14 protein-coding genes are annotated in these 20327 nt (G+C 72.5%); 2 read left to right on the top strand and 12 right to left on the bottom strand.

Features of this window, described 5'->3' with window-relative positions:
- Window positions 1–160: 160 nt before the first annotated feature.
- The 6 genes from ABZ920_RS28840 to ABZ920_RS28815 form a co-directional block, all read right to left on the bottom strand.
- Window positions 161–1249, bottom strand: coding sequence for a branched-chain amino acid aminotransferase (locus ABZ920_RS28840; protein WP_361511198.1), 1089 nt, complete (start codon window positions 1247–1249; stop codon window positions 161–163).
- Window positions 1250–1667: 418 nt separating this feature from the next.
- Complete coding sequence (locus ABZ920_RS28835) at window positions 1668–2711, bottom strand: 3-isopropylmalate dehydrogenase (RefSeq protein ID WP_361511195.1); 1044 nt, start codon at window positions 2709–2711, stop codon at window positions 1668–1670.
- Between the two features lie 161 nt (window positions 2712–2872).
- Entirely contained in the window at window positions 2873–3004 is a 132-nt protein-coding gene (locus ABZ920_RS28830) for a hypothetical protein (RefSeq protein ID WP_361511192.1), read from the bottom strand.
- 390 nt (window positions 3005–3394) lie between these two features.
- On the bottom strand, window positions 3395–3964 hold the full coding sequence (locus tag ABZ920_RS28825; protein WP_361511189.1) for a GNAT family N-acetyltransferase: 570 nt from the start codon (window positions 3962–3964) through the stop codon (window positions 3395–3397).
- Window positions 3965–4153: 189 nt separating this feature from the next.
- Window positions 4154–5785, bottom strand: coding sequence for an L-glutamate gamma-semialdehyde dehydrogenase (gene pruA, locus ABZ920_RS28820; RefSeq protein ID WP_361511186.1), 1632 nt, complete (start codon window positions 5783–5785; stop codon window positions 4154–4156).
- Between the two features lie 118 nt (window positions 5786–5903).
- Window positions 5904–6830, bottom strand: a complete 927-nt coding sequence (locus ABZ920_RS28815; protein WP_361511183.1) for a proline dehydrogenase family protein — start codon at window positions 6828–6830, stop codon at window positions 5904–5906.
- A 162-nt stretch (window positions 6831–6992) separates the two neighbouring features.
- Between ABZ920_RS28815 and ABZ920_RS28810 the strand changes: the two genes are divergently transcribed.
- Window positions 6993–8234: a helix-turn-helix domain-containing protein gene (locus ABZ920_RS28810; protein WP_361511180.1), complete on the top strand. Its 1242-nt coding sequence runs from the start codon at window positions 6993–6995 to the stop codon at window positions 8232–8234.
- Window positions 8235–8569: 335 nt separating this feature from the next.
- On the opposite strand, the gene serA is transcribed toward ABZ920_RS28810, so the two are convergent.
- From serA to ABZ920_RS28780, 6 genes are all read right to left on the bottom strand, one after another.
- Window positions 8570–10159 carry a phosphoglycerate dehydrogenase gene (serA, locus tag ABZ920_RS28805; RefSeq protein ID WP_361511177.1) on the bottom strand — a complete coding sequence of 530 codons (1590 nt, stop codon included), beginning with the start codon at window positions 10157–10159 and terminating at the stop codon, window positions 8570–8572.
- 473 nt (window positions 10160–10632) lie between these two features.
- On the bottom strand, window positions 10633–11631 hold the full coding sequence (gene ilvC, locus ABZ920_RS28800) for a ketol-acid reductoisomerase (protein ID WP_361511174.1): 999 nt from the start codon (window positions 11629–11631) through the stop codon (window positions 10633–10635).
- Between the two features lie 117 nt (window positions 11632–11748).
- Entirely contained in the window at window positions 11749–12273 is a 525-nt protein-coding gene (gene ilvN, locus ABZ920_RS28795; protein ID WP_361511171.1) for an acetolactate synthase small subunit, read from the bottom strand.
- Window positions 12274–12292: 19 nt separating this feature from the next.
- Window positions 12293–14161, bottom strand: coding sequence for an acetolactate synthase large subunit (locus tag ABZ920_RS28790; protein WP_361511168.1), 1869 nt, complete (start codon window positions 14159–14161; stop codon window positions 12293–12295).
- A gap of 236 nt (window positions 14162–14397) precedes the next feature.
- Window positions 14398–17706, bottom strand: coding sequence for an EAL domain-containing protein (locus ABZ920_RS28785; RefSeq protein WP_361511166.1), 3309 nt, complete (start codon window positions 17704–17706; stop codon window positions 14398–14400).
- Window positions 17707–17905: 199 nt separating this feature from the next.
- On the bottom strand, window positions 17906–18856 hold the full coding sequence (locus ABZ920_RS28780; protein WP_361511163.1) for a 2-hydroxyacid dehydrogenase: 951 nt from the start codon (window positions 18854–18856) through the stop codon (window positions 17906–17908).
- Window positions 18857–18933: 77 nt separating this feature from the next.
- Here ABZ920_RS28780 and ABZ920_RS28775 point away from each other — a divergent pair, with 77 nt between their 5' ends.
- Entirely contained in the window at window positions 18934–19938 is a 1005-nt protein-coding gene (locus tag ABZ920_RS28775; RefSeq protein ID WP_361511238.1) for an aldo/keto reductase, read from the top strand.
- Window positions 19939–20327 lie beyond the last annotated feature (389 nt).

Raw genomic sequence — 20327 nt, 5'->3', positions numbered from 1 at the left:
TTAGAGCGTCACTCTAAACGCGTTCTCCCCTGCTGCGAAAGAGTGAGTGAGCCTTCATCACGTCCCTGTTAGAGCGGCACTCGAAATCTGCCGCACAAAAAGGGGCCGGTCCCCGTCCGCCTGTGCGGGGCGGACGGGGACCGGCCCCTTCCGGCGCGGGTCAGCCGAGCCGGTGCATCCAGCCGTGCTTGTCCTCCGAGAGGCCCCGCTGGAGGTCCAGGAGGGCCTGGCGCAGCTTCAGCGTGACCTCGCCCGGCTCGCCGCCCGACTGCTGCCACTCACCGGTCGCGCGCTTGACGGTGCCGACCGGCGTGATGACGGCGGCCGTGCCGCAGGCGAAGACCTCGGTGAGGGTGCCGTTCTCGGCGTCGCGCTGCCACTGGTCGATGGAGACGCGGGCCTCCTCGGCCCGGTAGCCGAGGTCGCGGGCGACGGTCAGCAACGAGTCACGGGTGACACCCTCCAGGATGGAGCCGGTCAGCGTGGGGGTGACGATCCTGTCGCCGTAGACGAAGTACAGGTTCATGCCGCCCAGTTCCTCGACCCACTTGTGCTCCACGGCGTCGAGGTAGCAGACCTGGTCGCAGCCCTGGGCGGCGGCCTCGGCCTGGGCGAGCAGGGAGGCCGCGTAGTTGCCGCCCGTCTTCGCGTCGCCCATGCCGCCCGGGACCGCGCGGACGCGGTCCTCGGACGCCCAGATGGAGACCGGCTTCACGCCGCCCGGGAAGTAGGCGCCGGCCGGGGAGGCGATGACCAGGAAGAGGTACTCGTTGGCGGGCTTGACGCCGAGGCCGACCTCGGTGGCGATCATGAAGGGGCGCAGGTAGAGCGACTCCTCGCCGCCGTGCGCCGGCACCCATGCCTTGTCCTGCTGGACCAGGACGTCGCAGGCCTCGACGAACGTCTCGACGGGGAGCTCGGGCATGGCCAGCCGGCGGGCGGAGGCCTGGAAGCGCCGCGCGTTCTTCTCGGGGCGGAAGGTGGCGACCGAGCCGTCGGGCTGCCGGTAGGCCTTCAGGCCCTCGAAGATCTCCTGCGCGTAGTGCAGGACGTGCGTGGCCGGGTCGAGGGGGATCGGCGCGTACGGAACGAGCTGGCCGTCGTGCCAGCCCCGGCCCTCCGTCCACCTGATCGTGACCATGTGATCGGTGAAGTGGCGGCCGAAGCCGGGGCGGGAAAGGATCGCCTCGCGCTCCGCGTCGGAGAGCGGGTTGGCCGAAGGCTTGAGCTCGATCGTGGGCGTCGTCATCAGAGGAGGTCCTTCACTTCCTGACTCGGGGCGGGGCGGGGCGGGGCGGCGGCGGTCTTCTCGGCCGGTCCTCCGGGGGTGTCCCCGGGAAATGCAGCACCGGTGTCCGTGACGGGCCGCGACCACGCCCGCACGGCCGGTGGCCGGTGCCGGCGCGTGCGAGCATTCCCTCATACCGCGGCTCCGCGTTCGATTATCGCGCGGCGCCGAGGGTGGAAGAAAACGGGGTGAATACGGCCCAGGGTGATGGTGGCACCCGGCGCCGCATACGGAAAGCCGCCGGGTGCGGATGCGACCCGGCGGTCTTGTGGTGGGCCCGCCGGACCGGAGCGCGGTCCGGCGGGCCGGGATGCGGGAGTCCGGCCTGCTCGGGCGGCACCCGGAGCCGGCCGGGAGCTGGGACCGAGGCCGGGGAAGGTCAGCCGGCTACTCGTACGGCCAGCGCGTCGCCGATCTCGGCGGTGCTGCGGGCGGGCTTGCCGGTGCGCTCCGCCAGGTCGGCGGAGACCGCGCCCTCGATGCGGGTGGCCTCGGTGTCGTAGCCGAGGTGGCGCAGCAGCAGGGCGACGGACAGGACCGTGGCGGTGGGGTCGGCCTTGCCCTGGCCGGCGATGTCCGGGGCCGAGCCGTGGACCGGCTCGAACATGGACGGGAACTCGCGGCTCGGGTTGATGTTGCCGGAGGCCGCGACGCCGATGCCGCCGGACACGGCCGCGGCGAGGTCGGTGATGATGTCACCGAAGAGGTTGTCGGTGACGATGACGTCGAAGCGCTCGGGCTGGGTGACGAGGTAGATCGTCGCCGCGTCGACGTGGACGTACTCGGTGGTGACGTCGGGATACTCCGCGGCCACCTTGTTGAAGACGTCGGTCCACAGGTGCCCGGCGAAGGTCAGCACGTTGTTCTTGTGGACCAGCGTGAGCTTCTTGCGCGGGCGGGCCTGGGCGCGGGCGAAGGCGTCGCGGACCACGCGCTCGACACCGAAGGCGGTGTTGACGGAGACCTCGGTGGCGACCTCGTGCTCCGTGCCCTTGCGGATGGTGCCGCCATTGCCGGTGTACGGGCCCTCGGTGCCCTCACGGACGACCACGAAGTCGATCTGCGGGTCGCCGGCGAGCGGGGTCGCGACACCGGGCAGCAGCTTCGACGGGCGCAGGTTGACGTGGTGGTCGAAGGCGAAGCGGAGCTTCAGCAGGAAGCCGCGCTCCAGCACGCCGGACGGGACCGACGGGTCGCCGATCGCGCCGAGCAGGATCGCGTCGTGCCGCTTGAGCTGTTCGAGGTCGGCGTCGGTGAGGGTCTCCCCGGTGGCGTGGTAGCGCCGGGCACCGAAGTCGTACTCCCTGGTCTCCAGCTTCACATCCTGCGGAAGGGCGGCGGAGAGCACCTTGAGCCCTTCGGCCACGACTTCCTGGCCGATGCCGTCACCGGGGATCACTGCGAGATCGATGCTGCGAGACATGTCGGCACCCTAGCCCCTCGTCCCATGGAATGACACACCATGTCCGCGATGCGGACCACCGGAAGGAGCGGTACCGGAACCGGGGGCCGGGGTGCGGCACGGCCGGTGGCGGCCGCCCCGCACCCGGCGGGTGCGGCTCCCAGCTTCGCGGGCGCGCCGGCTCAGTGGCCGGTCGAGCCGCCGTTGTCGCGGCGGTCGAGGGCGCGCTGGAGGGCGGCGGCGGCGTTCTTGCGGTCGGACTCGCTCGTACCGGAGAGGTGGCGGACTCGGCGGCGGACGGTCGTCTCGGACATGGGACATCGACTCCTTCGAACGAGCAGGGAGTGCGGAAGGGGGTTGCGAGACTCCCCCGCTGCCGCAGACGGCGCGGGAGGTACATCCGGAAAGAGCCGCGGAGCGGTGCCGCAGGGGTGACTGCACGGGGCCCGGCTCACGACCGCCATTCGCTGGATCGAGCGAGACGTTCGGCTCCTACAAAACTAAGGGAGGAGAGCAGGCCTGTCTCCACTATTACTCGGACTTCCTACTATCTGAGACGGCGGAGCAGGTCGTACGGCGATGACCTGCGGGTTCGTCATGCGGAGCGGGAGGCCGGGCGGACCGGCGACGGCGGAGGCGGCGGACCCCGGTGGAGGGGCGGCACACGCCGGGCCGCACGCCGGGCCGGCTGGTGTGACGCGGCGTCAGAGGACGTCGCCGTCACGCCAGTCGAAGAGCAGCTCGGCCCCGGGGCCCGCCTCGACGGCGGACGCCGGCCACACGTACGTGGACCCCTCCTCCTCGGGCAGCCGCACCGCGCCGTCCGGCCCGAGCGCGTGGATGCGCCCGCCCCACGGCTGCCAGCCGCGCGCCTCGTAGAGCCGGGTGCCGTCGTCGCTCGCGGACAGGGCGCCGAACGCGTAGGCGCGCGTGATGATCCCCTCCAGGGCGGCCATGACACGGCCGCCGACCCCGGTGCGCCGGACGTCGCGCCGGACCGCGACCGCCTCGACGTACCCGATCCGCAGCCACCGCCCGTGGTGGCGCACCCGGCGCATCACCACGGCTCCGTGCCCGGCCGGCCCGCGCTCGTCGTGGGCGAGGACGTGCAGACCGCCCAGCGTGTGGTCCCAGTCGTCCGCGCCGAAGTCCCCGTCGAAGGCGTCGTGCAGCAGTGTGCGCACGGCGAGGAGTTCGGCGGGGGCGAGGTCGGCGGTGTGGGCGGTGCGCAGGGGCGCGGTGCCCGGGCTGCGGGGAGCGGGGCGGGCGGTCATCGGCCCAGTGTCGGCGGCCCGGCCCCGCCCCACCAGAGCCCGGCACGCGGCAGCCGGGCTCGCCTCGGCGCCGGAGCGGCCCGGCACGCGGCAGCCGGACCCGCCTCGGCGCCGGAGCGGCCCGACGCACGGCACCGCCCCCGGCCCGGGGATCCGAGGCGGGGGCGGTGCCGGTGGGTCCGCGGGCGCTCAGCCCATGTGCGGGTAGGTGTAGTCGGTCGGCGGGACCAGCGCCTCCTTGATGGCCCGGGTCAGGGTCCAGCGCATCAGGTTCTGCGGGGCGCCGGCCTTGTCGTTGGTGCCGGAGGCACGGCCGCCGCCGAAGGGCTGCTGGCCGACGACGGCGCCGGTCGACTTGTCGTTGATGTAGAAGTTGCCGGCCGCGTAGCGCAGCTTCTCCATCGTGTGGGCGGCCGCGGCGCGGTCGTTGGCGATGACCGAACCGGTCAGCGCGTAGTCCGAGACCGACTCCATCTGGGTCAGCATCTCGTCGTAGGCGTCGTCCTCGTAGACGTGCACGGCGAGGATCGGGCCGAAGTACTCCGTGCGGAAGACCTCGTTCTCCGGGTCGGTGCACTCGATGACGGTCGGGCGGACGAAGTAGCCCACCGAGTCGTCGTAGGTGCCGCCCGCGACGATCGTGCAGGACGGGTCCTCCTTGGCCCGGTCGATCGCGGCCTTGTTCTTGGCGAACGAGCGCTCGTCGATGACCGCGCCGAGGAAGTTCGACAGGTCGGTGACGTCACCCATGGTCAGGTGGTCGACCTCGGCAGCGAACTCCTCCTTGAACCCGGAGTTCCAGATGGAGGCCGGGATGTACGCGCGGGAGGTGGCCGAGCACTTCTGGCCCTGGTACTCGAACGCGCCGCGGGTCAGCGCGGTCTTCAGCACCGCGCGGTCCGCCGACGGGTGGGCGACGAGGAAGTCCTTGCCGCCGGTCTCGCCGACCAGGCGCGGGTAGGAGCGGTACTTCTCGATGTTGTTGCCGACCGTCTTCCACAGGTACTGGAAGGTCTTGGTCGAACCGGTGAAGTGGATGCCCGCGAGGTCGCGGTGGGCCAGGGCGACCTCGGAGACCTCGAGGCCGTCGCCGGTGAGCAGGTTGATGACGCCCTTGGGCAGACCGGCCTCCTCCAGCAGCTCCATGAGCAGCACGGCGGCGCGGGTCTGGGTCGGGGACGGCTTCCAGATGACGACGTTGCCCATCAGCGCGGGCGCGGTCGGCAGGTTGGCCGCGATCGCCGAGAAGTTGAACGGCGTGATCGCGTAGACGAAGCCCTCCAGCGGGCGGTGGTCGAGGCGGTTCCACACGCCCGGGGAGTTGGCCGGGGGCTGCTCGGCCAGGATCCGGCGGGCGTAGTGGACGTTGAAGCGCCAGAAGTCGACGAGCTCGCAGGGGCTGTCGATCTCGGCCTGCTGGGCCGTCTTGGACTGGCCGAGCATGGTGGCGGCCGCGATGGTCTCGCGCCACGGGCCGGCCAGCAGCTCGGCGGCGCGCAGGATGATCGCCGCCCGGTCGTCGAAGGACATCGCGCGCCAGGCGGGCGCGGCCGCGAGCGCCGCGTCGATGGCGTCCTGGGCGTCCGCCCGGGTGGCGTTGCGGTAGGTGCCGAGGACGGACCGGTGGTTGTGCGGCTGGACGACCTGGAACGCCTCCCCGCCGCCCATGCGCTTCTCACCGCCGATGGTGCAGGGCAGGTCGACCGGGTTGTCGGCCAGCTCCTTGAGCCTGGCCTCCAGGCGGGTGCGCTCGGGCGAGCCGGGGGCGTAGTCGTGCACCGGCTCGTTGACAGGGGTGGGGACCTGGGTCACAGCGTCCATGGGGTTACCTCTTCCGAGTGATTCCTGCTCCAGTGGGCGGAGCTGGAGCGGTTGCTTGCGGTGTGCGGCGGTCGGGGCCCGGCCATCACGGACTCGCCGGGGCGGGCACCCGGCGACATCACCCCTTGCTGACCATCGAACGGACGAAGAAGCGCAGGTTCGCCGGCTTCTCCGCGAGACGGCGCATGAAGTAGCCGTACCAGTCGGTGCCGTAGGCGGTGTAGACGCGCATGCGGTGGCCCTCGGCGGCCAGCCGCAGGTGCTCGTCGCCGCGGATGCCGTACAGCATCTGGAATTCGTACTCGTCGAGCTTGCGCCCGGCGCGCCGGGCGAGCTCCTGGGCGACGGAGATCAGACGCGGGTCGTGGGACCCGATCATCGGGTAGCCGTCGCCCTCCATCAGCGTCCGCAGGATGCGGACGTACGCCTTGTCGATCTCGTGCTTGTTCTGGTACGCGACCTCGGCGGGCTCCTTGTAGGCGCCCTTGACCAGGCGCACCCGGCTTCCGCTCGCGGCCAGGCGGCGGGCGTCCGCCTCGGTGCGGAAGAGGTAGGCCTGGATGACGCATCCGGTCTGCGGGAAGTCCTTCCGCAGCTCCTCGTGGATGGCGAACATCGAGTCCAGGGTCGTGTGGTCCTCCGCGTCCAGGGTAACCGTGGTGCCGACCTCGGCGGCGGCCTCGACGACCGGGCGCACGTTCGCCAGGGCCAGCTCGTGGCCGCCGTCCAGCGCCTGGCCGAACATCGACAGCTTCACGGACATCTCGACGCGCGGGCCGAGCTCCAGCGGCTTGAGGCGGTCGATCAGGTCCAGGTACGCGTCCCGGGCGGCGGCGGCCTGCTCGGGGGTGGTGATGTCCTCACCGACCACGTCCATGGTCAGTTCCAGGCCCTTGCCCGTCATGTCCTCGATGATCGGGACGACGTCGTCCACGGTCTCGCCGGGGATGAAGCGGTCGACGACCTGCTTGGTCACCGGGGCCGCCGAGATCAGGCGTCGCATCCGGTCGCTGCGCGACGCGGCGAGAATCACGGGACCCAGCACGGGGCACCTCCACAACAAGGAACAACAAGGCCGGAACCCGACGTCCGGGAACGGCACGGAGAACCACCGTGAAAGTTAGGGACCCCTCCGATCGTCGGCCATCGACAGCTGTCACGCATCCGCGTCCCGGAACTCAGACAGCTGTATGAAGGCCCTGCGGAGATGCGGGAGAATGCCCGGGTGACGTCGGAACACAGGGGTGACTACGAGGAACTGGTCGACGAGATCTCGGAGCTGCTCGGCGCGCCGGCGACCCTGGAGAACCGGGACTTCGAGCTGATCGCCTTCGGCGCCTACGACAGCGAGGGCGACCTCGACCCGTCGGCCCTGGACCCGGTGCGCACCCGGTCGATCCTGACCCGCCGCTCCACGGCCGCGGTCCGCAGGTGGTTCGAGGGATTCGGCATCACGCGGGCCACCGGCCCCGTCCTGATCCCGCCCACCCCGGAGGCGGGCGTGTACCGGGGACGGATCTGCCTGCCCGTGCGCCACCGCAACGTCGTCCTCGGCTACGTCTGGCTCCTCGACGACGACCCCGGGCCCTCGGAGCAGCAACTGGCGGCCGCCATGCGGGTGACCGCGCGGATCGGCGCGCTGCTCGCGGACGAGGCGCAGCACGGCGCCGACCTGACCCGGGAGCTGCGGGCGGTGCTGACCGCCGAGCGCGGCTGGCCGCGGGACGCCGCGGTGGCGGAGCTGCGCACGGCTCTCGGCGCCCGCGCGGACGGCCCGCACACGGTGGTCTGCGTGGCCCCCTGGCCGTCGGCCGATCCCGAGGACGCCCCGTCGGTGCGCACCCTGCCGGGCGCGACGGCGCTGTGCACCGTGCCGTGGGGGACGTCGGCCCAGTGCCTGGCGCTGCTGGTGCGGCTGCGCTCGACGGACAACCCGGCGCCGGCCGTGTCGGCGGCGAACCGGTTGCTGGAACGGGCGGGGACGCGGGCGCCGTCCGGAGGCGGTGCGGCTCCGGGGGCGGGCGCGTCCGGGCGGACCGGGCCGGCCGCCGGGATCGCCGCGGCCCGCAGCGGGCTGGCCGAGCTGGGCGCGGCGTGGACGGAGGCGTCGGCCGCGGCCCGGGCCGCCCTGGCCGAGCCCCGGCTCGGCCCCGTCGCCGACTGGGCGTCGATCGGGCCGTTCCGCCTGCTCACCCGGCTGCCGCCGGAGACCGCCGTGGACCCGGCCGTCCGCGTCCTGCTCTCCCCCGCGCACCAGGAACTCGCCCGCACCGCCGAGGTGTACCTCGACTGCGCGGGCCAGGCCGGCCGTACCGCGGCGGGCCTGGGGATCCACCGCCAGACCCTGTACTACCGCCTGTCCCGCGTGGAGCAGCTGACCGGCCTGGACCTGGACGACGGCGAGGACCGCCTGCTGCTGCACATGGCGCTGAAGGCCGCGCGGCTGTAGGACCTGGCGGCGGTTCGGGCCGGGGGCGGGACGGTGCTCGCCGAGGCTGTGATCCTCCCGATCGCCCGGCGAACGCGGCGGGCCCGCGCGGCCGTGGTCCTGCCGAACACCCGGCGAACGCGGCGGCGGGCCCGCGCCGGATTTCCTGCGCCGGGCGCCAGGCGCGGACCTGGACAGGGGGCCCGGAAAGCCTCGCCGCACCGGACCTGGACGGGGAGGCCTGGAAAGTCTCGCCGCACACGACAGCGCCGGACGGGCCGGAGCGACTCCGGTCCGTCCGGCGCTGTCACGACCGGGTCCGGCGCCGGTCCGGGGGCGCGCCCCCGGAAACGGGCTCAGACCAGGTTGACCGAGCGGGCCGACGTGGCGCCGATCTCCGCGGCGACCTCGGCCAGCACGCCGGGCGACACCGTGTCGTCGACCGTCAGGACGGCCAGCGCCTCGCCGCCGGCCGCCGACCGCGCGACCTGCATACCGGCGATGTTGAGGCCGCCCTCGCCGAGGATGCGGCCGACCGTGCCGACGACGCCGGGACGGTCCTCGTAGCGCAGGACGAGCATGTGGTCGGCGAGCGCCAGGTCGACGTCGTAGTCGCCGACCGCGACGATCTTCTGCACGTGCTTCGGACCGGCGAGCGTGCCGGAGACCGACACCTCCTCGCCGTCGGCGAGCGTGCCGCGCACGGTGACGACGTTGCGGTGCTCCGCCGACTCCGAGCTGGTCGTCAGGCGCACCTCCACACCCCGCTCCTGGGCGAACAGCGGCGCGTTGACGTACGACACGGTCTCGTCGACGACGTCCTCGAAGACGCCCTTGAGCGCCGAGAGCTCCAGCACCTTCACGTCGTGCTGGGTGATCTCGCCGTACACCTCGACGTCGAGGCGGACCGCGACCTCGCCCGCCAGCGCGGTGAAGATGCGGCCGAGGCGCTCGGCGAGCGGCAGGCCCGGCTTGACGTCCTCGGCGATGACGCCGCCCTGGACGTTCACCGCGTCCGGGACCAGCTCACCGGCGAGGGCCAGGCGCACCGACCTGGCCACGGCGATGCCCGCCTTCTCCTGCGCCTCGTCCGTGGATGCGCCCAGGTGCGGGGTGCACACGACCTGGTCGAACTCGAACAGCGGCGAGTCCGTGCACGGCTCCTTGGCGTACACGTCCAGGCCGGCGCCGGCGACGCGGCCCTCCTTCAGCGCCGAGTACAGCGCCTCCTCGTCGACGATGCCGCCGCGGGCGGCGTTGACGATGCGGACGCCGGGCTTGACCTTGCGCAGCGCCTCCTCGCCGATCAGGCCGAGGGTCTCGGGCGTCTTGGGCAGGTGCACCGTGATGAAGTCGGAGACCTCCAGCAGCTCGTCCAGCGTCAGCACCTTGACGCCCATCTGGGCGGCGCGCGCCGGCTGCACGTAGGGGTCGTAGGCGACGACCTTCATGCCGAAGGCCGACATGCGCTGGGCGACCAGGGCGCCGATGCGGCCGAGGCCCACCACGCCGAGGGTCTTCTCCGCCAGCTCCACGCCGGTGTACTTGCTGCGCTTCCACTCGCCGTTCTTCAGCGCGGCGTTGGCCTGCGGGATGTTGCGGGCGGTGGCCAGGATCAGACCGCAGGCCAGCTCGGCGGCGGTCACGATGTTCGACGTCGGCGCGTTGACGACCATCACGCCGGCCTTGGTGGCGGCGGAGACGTCCACGTTGTCCAGGCCGACGCCGGCCCGGGCGACGACCTTGAGCCTGCGGGCGGCGGCGACGGCCTCGGCGTCGACCTTGGTGGCCGAGCGGATGAGGATCGCGTCGACGTCGGCGATGGCGGGGAGCAGTTCGGCCCGGTCCGCGCCGTTGCAGTGCCGGATCTCGAAGTCCGGGCCGAGCGCGTCGACGGTCGCGGGCGACAGCTCTTCAGCGATGAGTACGACAGGTTTCGAGCTCACGTGAGTCCTCACAAGTCAGGTGGCACCTCCATGCCTCCATGGCTATGGGGGCGCTTGCGGACGGCCGTCCCGACGGCCGCAGGCGGAGGAGGGAGCGGCGCCGGGGACGGGCGGGTGCGTTCCCGTGTCGTCCGGTGCGTGCTCTCGGGCGACCGGACGAAGGCTTCCGTAGCGGAGCTACCGGGGCCTCGGGCCGGTGCGGCGAGAGCGCGTGCCGGGCGGCGCAGTGGCGTGCCCGCACTTCCTCGGTGTCGCTTGGCCGCGTGGAAGACGCACGACGCTGTGGGCCTGACGCGTTGGTTAGTGCAGCAGTCTAGTGGCGTCGGCCGCGCCGCATTGCGCCGCCGCGGAAGGATCACCCGTCCGTGGCTGGACGGGGTGGACAACGCCGTGCGTCCGCCGTGGACACCGACGTTACCCCTGGTTCGCCGAAGGGGCCGGAGCAGTACTGCTCCGGCCCCCGGGCACGAGGCCTACGCCTCCTCGTTCACCCAGCTCATGAGCTTGCGCAGCTCCTTGCCGGTGGTCTCCAGCAGGTGCTCGGAGTCCTGCTGCTTGTACTCGTTGTACTTCTTGAGGCCGCCGTGGTACTCGTCCATCCAGTTCTTGGCGAAGGAGCCGTCCTGGATCTCGGCGAGGACCTTCTTCATCTCGGCCTTGGTGGCGTCGGTGATGATGCGCGGGCCGGTGACGTAGTCGCCCCACTCGGCGGTCTCGGAGATGGACCAGCGCATCTTCTCCAGGCCGCCCTCGTACATGAGGTCGACGATCAGCTTCAGCTCGTGCAGGCACTCGAAGTAGGCGATCTCCGGCTGGTAACCCGCCTCGGTCAGCGTCTCGAAGCCCGCCTTGACCAGCGCGGCCGTACCGCCGCAGAGGACGGCCTGCTCACCGAACAGGTCGGTCTCGGTCTCCTCGGTGAAAGTGGTCTTGATGACGCCGGCGCGGGTGCCGCCGATGCCCCTGGCGTAGGACAGGGCGAGCGCGAAGGCGTTGCCGGTGGCGTCCTGCTCGACGGCGGCGATGCACGGAACGCCGCGGCCCTCCTCGTACTGACGGCGCACCAGGTGGCCCGGGCCCTTCGGGGCGACCATGCAGACGTCGACGCCGGCCGGGGGCTTGATGAAGCCGAAGCGGATGTTGAAGCCGTGGCCGAAGAACAGCGCGTCGCCGTCCTTGAGGTTCGGGGCGATGGACTCCTCGTAGACCTGGGCCTGGATCGGGTCCGGCACCAGGATCATGATGACGTCGGCCTCGGCGGCGGCCTCGGACGGCGTCACCACGCGCAGGCCCTGCTCCTCGGCCTTGGCCTTGGACCGGGAGCCCTCGTGCAGACCGACTCGCACGTCGACGCCCGAGTCGCGCAGCGACAGGGCGTGGGCGTGGCCCTGGCTGCCGTAGCCGATGACCGCGACCTTGCGGCCCTGGATGATGGACAGGTCGGCGTCAGCGTCGTAGAACAGCTCGGCCACTTTGGGTTCTCTCCTTGAATGCGGGTGGTGCGTCCCACCGTATGACGGTGAGGGGACAGGACGTTTCAAGATCTCGGAATGCGGGCGGCCGGTTCCCCCGGCCGCCCGAACGCGCTGCTACGCCGACCGGTCGAGGGCGCGCAGCGAGCGGTCCGTGATGGAGCGTCCACCGCGGCCGATCGCGATCGTGCCGGACTGGACGAGTTCCTTGATGCCGAACTGCTCGAGCATCTTGAGCATGGCCGACAGCTTGTCGGTGGAGCCGGTCGCCTCGATGGTGACGGCGTCCGGGGAGACGTCGACGGTCTTGGCGCGGAACAGCTGGACGATCTCGACGATCTGGGAGCGCGTCTCGTTGTCGGCGCGCACCTTCACCAGGACCAGGGCCCGCTGGACGGCCTGGCCCGCCTCCAGCTCGACGATCTTGAGCACGTTGACGAGCTTGTTGAGCTGCTTGGTCACCTGCTCGAGCGGCAGGTCCTCGACCGTCACCACGATGGTGATGCGCGAGATGTCCTCGTGCTCGGTGACGCCCACGGCGAGCGAGTCGATGTTGAAGCCCCGGCGGGAGAACAGTGCGGCGATCCGGGCGAGGATGCCCGGCGTGTTCTCCACCAGGACGGAGAGCGTGTGCTTGGACATGATGGTTGCTCTTCCTCGCTCAGTCGTCTTCGTTGTCGCCGAAGTCGGGGCGGACGTCCCGCGCGGCCATGATCTCGTCGTTGGAGGTGCCGGCGGCGACCATCGGCCACACCATCGCGTCCTCGTGGACGATGAAGTCGACGACGACGGGACGGTCGTTGACGGAGTTCGCCTCTTCGATGACCTTGTCGAGGTCGGCCGGGGACTCGCACCGGATCGCGTAGCAGCCCATGGCCTCCGCCAGCTTCACGAAGTCCGGGACGCGGGTGCCGGCACCCGGGCCCGTGGGCGCGCCCGGCCCGGAGTGGAGCACGGTGTTGGAGTACCGCTGGTTGTAGAAGAGGGTCTGCCACTGCCGGACCATGCCCAGGGCGCCGTTGTTGATGATGGCGACCTTGATCGGGATGTTGTTCAGGGCGCAGGTGGTGAGCTCCTGGTTGGTCATCTGGAAGCAGCCGTCGCCGTCGATCGCCCAGACCGTCCGGTCCGGCTGCCCGGCCTTCGCGCCCATCGCGGCCGGGACGGCGTAGCCCATGGTCCCGGCGCCGCCGGAGTTCAGCCAGGTGGCGGGGGTGTCGTACTGGATGAAGTGCGCGGACCACATCTGGTGCTGGCCGACGCCCGCCGCGAAGATGGTGCCCTCGGGGGCGAGCCGGCCGATGCGCTCGATGACCTGCTGCGGGGAGAGCGAGCCGTCCGCGGGCTGGTCGTACCCGAGCGGGTAGGTCTCGCGCCAGCGGTTGAGGTCCTTCCACCATCCCGCGTAGCGGGAGGCGGCGGCCTCGCCGACGTGGCCCTCGCTGTGCTCCTTCTGGACGGCCTGGATCAGGTCGGCGACGACCTCGCGGGCGTCGCCGACGATGGGCACGTCGGCGGCGCGGTTCTTGCCGATCTCGGCCGGGTCGATGTCGGCGTGGACGATCTTGGCGTACGGGGCGAAGCTGTCGAGCTTGCCGGTGACGCGGTCGTCGAAGCGGGCTCCGAGGGCGACGATCAGGTCGGCCTTCTGCAGCGCGGTGACGGCGGTGACCGAACCGTGCATGCCCGGCATTCCCACGTGCAGCGGGTGGCTGTCGGGGAATGCGCCGAGCGCCATCAGGGTGGTGGTGACGGGCGCTCCGGTGAGTTCCGCGAGGACCTTCAGCTCGGCGGTGGCCTGCGCCTTGAGGACGCCGCCGCCCACGTAGAGGACGGGCCGCTTCGCGGCGGCGATGAGCTTCGCCGCCTCGCGGATCTGCTTGGCGTGCGGCTTGGTGACGGGCCGGTAGCCGGGCAGGTCCATCACGGGCGGCCAGGAGAAGGTGGTCTTCGCCTGGAGGGCGTCCTTGGCGATGTCGACCAGGACCGGGCCCGGGCGGCCGGTGGAGGCGATGTGGAACGCCTGCGCGATGACCCGCGGGATGTCCTCGGCCCTGGTGACGAGGAAGTTGTGCTTGGTGATCGGCATGGTGATGCCGACGATGTCCGCCTCCTGGAAGGCGTCCGTGCCGATCGCCTTGGAGGCGACCTGGCCGGTGATCGCCACCAGCGCGACGGAGTCCATGTGGGCGTCGGCGATGGGCGTGACCAGGTTGGTCGCACCGGGTCCGGAGGTCGCCATGCAGACGCCGACCTTGCCGGTGGCCTGCGCGTAGCCGGTGGCCGCGTGACCGGCGCCCTGCTCGTGCCGGACCAGGACGTGACGCACCCGGGTGGAGTCCATCAGCGGGTCGTACGCGGGAAGGATCGCACCGCCGGGAATGCCGAATACCGTGTCGGCGCCGACCTCCTCGAGAGAGCGGATGAGGGACTGCGCACCCGTGACGTGCTCGGGCGCGGGCTGGTGTCCTCCGGATCGGGGCCGCGGCTGCGGGTGATGGGCCCCGGTGGCCTGCTCGGTCATCGGCATTCTCTTCTCGATGCTGAGGGTTCTGGCGAGGGTCGTGCGGTGTACGGCGGCGGTGCGACAGGTGCTGGTGCAACAAAAAACCCCTCGTGCCGCAAGGCAAGCGAGGGGAGCGCGCCGGTGAGGTCGCTGGGCGTTCCGGATCGTTGTCCGGTGTGTCCCAGGTCAGCCGACGCGCTGTCCAAGTACGAGAATTCGGGTGCGCATGGCACTGACCCTCCCCCGGCGCGCACCCGGTGTCAAGTGGGTGGGACGGGAGTCTCATTATGTGAGCGCAGAGCCGTCCCGCCTTGGAGTACGGCCGTCACTCCAGCGGTGTACACGCCCGCGCCGCCTCCGGCGAACGCCGGCTCGGCGGGGCCGTGCGGCACCGGGTAGTGCCCGGACGTGAGCGCCCGGCGCAGCCGGAACTCGTCCAGCGGTCCGGAGAACGCCATGCCCTGACCGTGGGTGCAGCCCATCGCCCGCAGGGCGACGACCTGCTCCGGCAGGTCCACGCCCTCGGCCACGGACTGCAGCCCGAGATCGGTGGCGATGCGCAGCAGCCCTCTGGTGATCTTGTGCAGGCGGGCCGACTCGACGACGCCCTCGACCAGGCTCCGGTCGAGCTTCAGCACGTCGACAGGCAGGCGCCGCAGCGCGGTGAAGGCCGCGTGCCCGCTGCCCAGGCCGTCGAGCGCGACGCGCACGCCCAGCCGCCTGAGCGCGCTCAGGCGCCGCTCCAGCTCGTCGAGGCCGACCCGCGGGTCGGTGTCGGACAGCTCCACGACCAGGGAGCCGGCCGGCAGCCCGTGCCGGGTCAGCAGGGTCTCGACCGCGCTCGGCGGCAGCGAGCGGTCCAGCAGCCGGCGGGCGCCCATCCGGACCACCACGGGCACGGACAGGCCGCTCCCGGCGCGCTCGGCGGCCCGTTCCAGGGCCTCCTGGAGCACCCAGCGGCCCAGTTCGGCGGTCTTGTCGCTGTCCTCGGCCACCCGCAGGAACTCCGCGGGCGTGAAGAGCACCCCCTGCGAGGAACGCCAGCGCGCCTGGGCGGCGACCGACGCGATCCGGCCGGTGCCCAGACAGACGACCGGCTGGTGCAGCAGCGTGAACTCGCCGTCGTGCAGGGCGGCCCGCAGCCGGGTGGCCAGCTCCGCCTTGCGGACGACGTCCTGCTGCATCTGGGGCTTGTACAGCTCGACGCGGTTCTTGCCGGCCGCCTTGGCCCGGTACATGGCGAGATCGGCGTTGCGCAGCAGCTCGCCCGCCCCGAGTCCGGGCTCGGCGAAGGCGACGCCGATGGAGGCGGCGACGCGGACATCGTTGCCGTCGATGAGGTAGGGCGCGGACAGGGTGGTCCTCAGCCGCTCGGCGAGCTCCAGGATGTCTCCCTCGCGGACCGCGCGGTCGCGGGTGCCGTCCCCCACGATGAGGGCGGCGAACTCGTCGCCGCCCAGCCGGGCGGCGGTGTCGCCCTGGCGGACGGCGTCCTGGAGTCTGCGGGCGGCCTGGACGAGCAGTTCGTCCCCGGCCTGGTGGCCGATGGTGTCGTTGACGGCCTTGAAGCCGTCCAGGTCGATGAAGAGCACGGCCGTGCCGCGGTCGGAGGTCCGGCGGCCGGCCAGGGCCTGCTGCACGCGCCGGGTGAACAGGGCGCGGTTGGGCAGGTCGGTGAGCGGGTCGTGCTCGGCGTTGTGCTGGAGCTGCGCCTGCAGGCGCACCCGTTCGGTCACGTCCCGGCTGTTGAAGATGAGGCCGCCGTCGTGGCGGTTGATGGTCGACTCCACGTTCAGCCAGCCTCCGTCGCCGGAGCGGAAGCGGCACTCGATGCGCGTGGTGGGCTCCTGCAGCGGGCTGGCGGCGAGGAACCGCCGCACCTCGTGCACCACGCAGCCGAGGTCCTCCGGGTGGATGAGCGCGGCCAGTTCCGTGCCCACCAGCTCCTCCGCCGGCCGGCCGTACACTCCGGCGGCGGCCGGGGAGACGTACCGGAGGACGCCGCTGGGCGCGGCGATCATGATGACGTCGCTGGAGCCCTGGACCAGGGAGCGGAAGTGGTTCTCCTGCTCGGCCAGTTCCTGGGCGAGGACGATGTTGTCGAGCAGCACGATGCCCTGGCGCACGACGAGCGCGAGCACGACGGCGCCGGCGGTGATCAGGACCACGCGGTCGACGCTGTGGCCGGTGAGCACGTTGTACAGGACGCCCAGGGTGCAGACGGCCGCGGCCAGGTACGGCGTGAGGGCGGCCAGCGATCCGGAGATCGGGCGCGTGGCCGGATACCGCCCGCGCTCGGGCTCCGGTGGGCGCGGCGCCAGGTAGTGGTCATGGCCCGGCGGCTCCGGCGGGCGTCCGCGGGCCGGGTGCCGCGCGGGCGGCGGTGGAGACGGGTCCTGCCGGAGCGGCTGCGCGGGGCCCGGGGTCCAGTGCGTCTGCGGGTGCCCTCCGGGGCGGACCGCCGCCCGGGGGCCCGGCAGCAGCTCCCCCGGCATGGGGTCCTGCGGCGCCCGCTCGTGGCCGTCCTCGTCGCGGGGCGCGGCCGGCGTCCCGGCCCAGGGGGCGTAGGCGATGAGCAGCGAGCCGGCGAACCAGCCCGCGTCGAGCAGCTGGCCCGAGTGGTAGCTGCTGTGCACCAGCGGCGAGGTGAACAGGGCGTCGGACACGACCGTCAGGGCCAGCCCTCCGATGGTGATGTTCACCGCGCAGCGGTTGTCCGCCGACGGCCTGAAGTGCAGGGCGATCACCATGCTGACCAGGGCGATGTCCAGCAGCGGATAGGCCAGCGACAGCGCGGTGTGCGCGACGCTCGGCCCGTCGAACCGGGCCGCCTGCGCGAGGGCGAGGCTCCACGACAGCGTGAGCAGCGAACCGCCGATCAGCCAGGCGTCCAGCACCAGGCAGACCCAGCCGGCCCTCGTCACCGGCCGTTTGGCCAGGACGAGCAGGCCCACGATGGCGGGCGGCGCGAAGCACAGGAAGAACAGGTCGGCGTAGCTGGGGCTGGGCACGGGCTCGTCCAGGACGACCTCGTACCAGCCCCAGACCCCGTTGCCCAGGCACGCCATCGCCGAGGACAGGGCGAACAGCAGCCACGCCAGCCGGTAGCGGACAGGGCGGACGCGCGCGTACAGGGCGCAGGAGACGGCGGCGGTGCCGGCGGCGGCACTCAGCCCGAAGTCACCCATGATCAGGGCGAGTCGGCTGGAACCCCAGCCGAGCGCGGAACCGACGGCGTAGCCCCCGCACACCAGGGCCAGCACCAGCTGGGGCACCATCCCCGGTCCGCCGCCCGGGGCCGGCGGGCGGGGTGGCGGCGCTCCCGGCGAGGGCGCGGCCCGCAGCACTCCGCGGCGGGCGGTCGCGGTGGGTGGGGGCGGGCTCACCGGTGCCTCCCGCTCCGCGCCGCGGGGCCCCGCGGGCTCCGGTGCGCCGGGTGCGCGTGCCTCCTGCGCACGCTGTGCCCGCGGTGCTGCCGGCTGGTGTGGTGACCGCTGGGACGGCCGCGTCTGCGCGCCGTGTGCCGGGGCCGCTTTCGACGGCTCCGCCGCGTCGGATCGTTCGTCCATAGGCCGTGCATCGCCCGTCGCCCCCCTCACAGTCTGCAAAGTCCATCCCTCGCGCCGAACAGTGCGCGGCGCAGCCCCTGTCGGGGACGATACACCAGTCTCGTCACTCAGGGACATAGTTCCTCTACGCTCCGTGACGACCAGCGACTATGCGGGCACGGACCGCGTCCGGAGGACTGCGGACGGTACGCGAAGCGGATCAGATGCTTGTCGTGCCCGTCGTCAGGATCACGTTCGCGAGCGGCTCCTGGTTCACGAACCGGTGCAGCTGGTTGACGAGCAGGCGCTTGGCGCGCGGCAGGAACGCGGACGTGGGCCCGCCGACGTGCGGGCTGATCAGCACGCCCGGCGCGTGCCACAACGGGTGCCCGGCCGGGAGCGGTTCGGGATCGGTGACGTCCAGGGCCGCGGTGAGACGGCCGCTCTCCAGCTCGGCGAGCAGCGCCTTGGTGTCGACGACGGGGCCGCGCGCCACGTTGACGAGGAGTGCGCCGTCCTTCATCCGCGCGAGGAAGCCCGCGTTCACCAGGCCGCGGGTGGCCTCCGTCAAGGGGGTGGACAAGACGACGACGTCGGCGTCCGGAAGCAGCGCGGGCAGATCGGTGAGCGGATGCACCGGACCGCGCACCGTGGCGCGTGCGGAGCGCGCCACGCGCGCCACCCGCGCGACCTCGAACGCCGCGAGCCGGTCCTCGATCGCGGCGCCGATCGACCCGTAGCCGACGATGAGGACGTTGCGGTCGGCGAGCGCCGGGCGGAACCCGCCGCGCCACTCGCCCCGGTCCTGCGCGCGCACGAAGCCGGGGATGCCGCGCAGCGAGGCGAGGATCAGCGCGAGCGCGAGTTCGGCCGTGCTCGCCTCGTGCACCCCGCGGGCGTTGCACAGCCGCACACCGGCGGGCAGGTGCCGCAGTGCCGGTTCCACGTGGTCGATGCCGGCCGACAGGGTCTGCACCACCCGCACCGATGTCATGCGGGGCAGCGGGCGCGTCCCGACCTCGCCCGGCCTCATGTACGGCACGACGTAGAAGGCGCAGTCGGCCGGGTCGGCGGGGAAGTCCTCGGCGCCGTCCCAGAAGCGGTAGGCGGGACCGTCCGGGAGGCCCTCGATCTCGTCCGGCGGAATGGGCAGCCACACGTCAGCAGTCATGGTCAGGAGGCTATGTCAGGGGGCTGAGGAGGCAAGGGTTAGGTTGGGTGGCCCAGGACAGGGGAGGGTTGCGCGAGGTGGAGCGCAGGACGATCGGCGCGGCGGCACTCGCGGTGGGGGCCGTGGGACTCGGGTGCATGCCGATGAGCTGGGCGTACAGCGCGTCGCGGCAGCGTGGCGACGAGTCGCTCAGGGCCGTGCACCGGGCGCTGGACCTGGGCTCGACGCTCCTGGACACGGCCGACATGTACGGCCCGTTCACCAACGAGCTGCTGCTCGGGCGGGTGTTGAAGGAGCGGCGGCACGACGCGTTCGTGTCGACGAAGGTGGGCCTGCTGGTCGGCGAGCAGCACCTGGTGGCCAACGGCCGCCCCGGCTACGTGAGACGGGCCTGCGACGCCTCCCTGCGCCGGCTGCAGACGGACGTGATCGACCTCTACCAACTGCACCGCGCCGACCCCGAGGTGCCGATCGAGGAGACCTGGGGCGCGATGGCGGAGCTCGTGCGGGCCGGAAAGGTGCGGGCCCTGGGCCTGTGCGCCGTGGGCGCCCGCGGCGGACGCCGGGCGGGGGCGCGCAGCGGGCTGCACGACACGACGATCCGGCAGCTGGAGCGGGTGCAGCAGGTCTTCCCGGTCGGCGCCGTGCAGGCCGAGCTGTCGGTGTGGTCGCCGGAGGCGCTGGACGGGCTGCTGCCGTGGTGCGAGGCACGCGGAATCGGCTTCCTCGCGGCGATGCCGCTGGGCAACGGCTTCCTGACCGGGACGCTGCTGCCCGGGGCGGGCTTCGAACCGGACGACGTCCGCGCCCGCCATCCCCGGTTCACGGCCGAGATGATGGCCGCCAACCAGCCGATCGTGGCAGGGCTGCGCCGGGTGGCCCGCCGCCACGGCGAACGGGTCACCCCCGCGCAGGTGGCGCTCGCGTGGGTGCTGTCCCGGGGCCGTCACGTGATCCCGGTGCCGGGCGCCAAGCGGGAGCGCTGGGTCGCGGAGAACGCGGAGGCGGCGGGGCTGCGGCTGACGCCGGAGGACCTGGCGGAGGTGGGGCGGCTGCCGGCGGCGCAGGGGTCGTGGGACTGAGACCGGTACGGCGGGGCGCCGCCGGCACCGGTCTCGGCGACCCGCGGCGGTGCGGCGGCCGTCTGGGTGCGGGTGCTCGCCCTGACGCGCCCGGGGGCCCGTCGGACGCGCGCGGGGGCCGGTCCGTGGCGTATTCCGGTCGTTTCCGCGCCCCGGCCCACGCTCGTGCGTGGCCTGTTCCGGTGCGGCGCGCGCCGGTTCGTGGCGCTCGCGCCCGGCGCATGAGCTCGGCGGCGGCGCGCCGGAGCTGCCGGCACGCCCGTCCGCGCTCCCGTGCGCCGCGCGCCGCCCGGCCGAGGCGGTGGCCGCGGCCGGCACGATCATGGTCCCTTCGACGCCGCGGGTTCTCCCTGTCCTACTCCGCTCCCGCTCCCCAGGTTCCCGGACGC

This window comes from Streptomyces sp. NPDC046831, from assembly GCF_040645305.1.
In the GTDB taxonomy this organism is placed as follows: domain Bacteria; phylum Actinomycetota; class Actinomycetes; order Streptomycetales; family Streptomycetaceae; genus Streptomyces.
This window is presented reverse-complemented; position numbering and strand designations above follow the sequence as displayed.

Coding starts and splice junctions, on each gene's coding strand:
- ABZ920_RS28840 (WP_361511198.1), bottom strand. CDS start 1,249: ATGACGACGCCCACGATCGAGCTCAAGCCTTCGGCCAACCCGCTCTCC.
- ABZ920_RS28835 (WP_361511195.1), bottom strand. CDS start 2,711: ATGTCTCGCAGCATCGATCTCGCAGTGATCCCCGGTGACGGCATCGGC.
- ABZ920_RS28830 (WP_361511192.1), bottom strand. CDS start 3,004: ATGTCCGAGACGACCGTCCGCCGCCGAGTCCGCCACCTCTCCGGTACG.
- ABZ920_RS28825 (WP_361511189.1), bottom strand. CDS start 3,964: ATGACCGCCCGCCCCGCTCCCCGCAGCCCGGGCACCGCGCCCCTGCGC.
- pruA (WP_361511186.1), bottom strand. CDS start 5,785: ATGGACGCTGTGACCCAGGTCCCCACCCCTGTCAACGAGCCGGTGCAC.
- ABZ920_RS28810 (WP_361511180.1), top strand. CDS start 6,993: ATGCGGGAGAATGCCCGGGTGACGTCGGAACACAGGGGTGACTACGAG.
- ilvN (WP_361511171.1), bottom strand. CDS start 12,273: ATGTCCAAGCACACGCTCTCCGTCCTGGTGGAGAACACGCCGGGCATC.
- ABZ920_RS28790 (WP_361511168.1), bottom strand. CDS start 14,161: ATGCCGATGACCGAGCAGGCCACCGGGGCCCATCACCCGCAGCCGCGG.
- ABZ920_RS28785 (WP_361511166.1), bottom strand. CDS start 17,706: ATGGACGAACGATCCGACGCGGCGGAGCCGTCGAAAGCGGCCCCGGCA.
- ABZ920_RS28780 (WP_361511163.1), bottom strand. CDS start 18,856: ATGACTGCTGACGTGTGGCTGCCCATTCCGCCGGACGAGATCGAGGGC.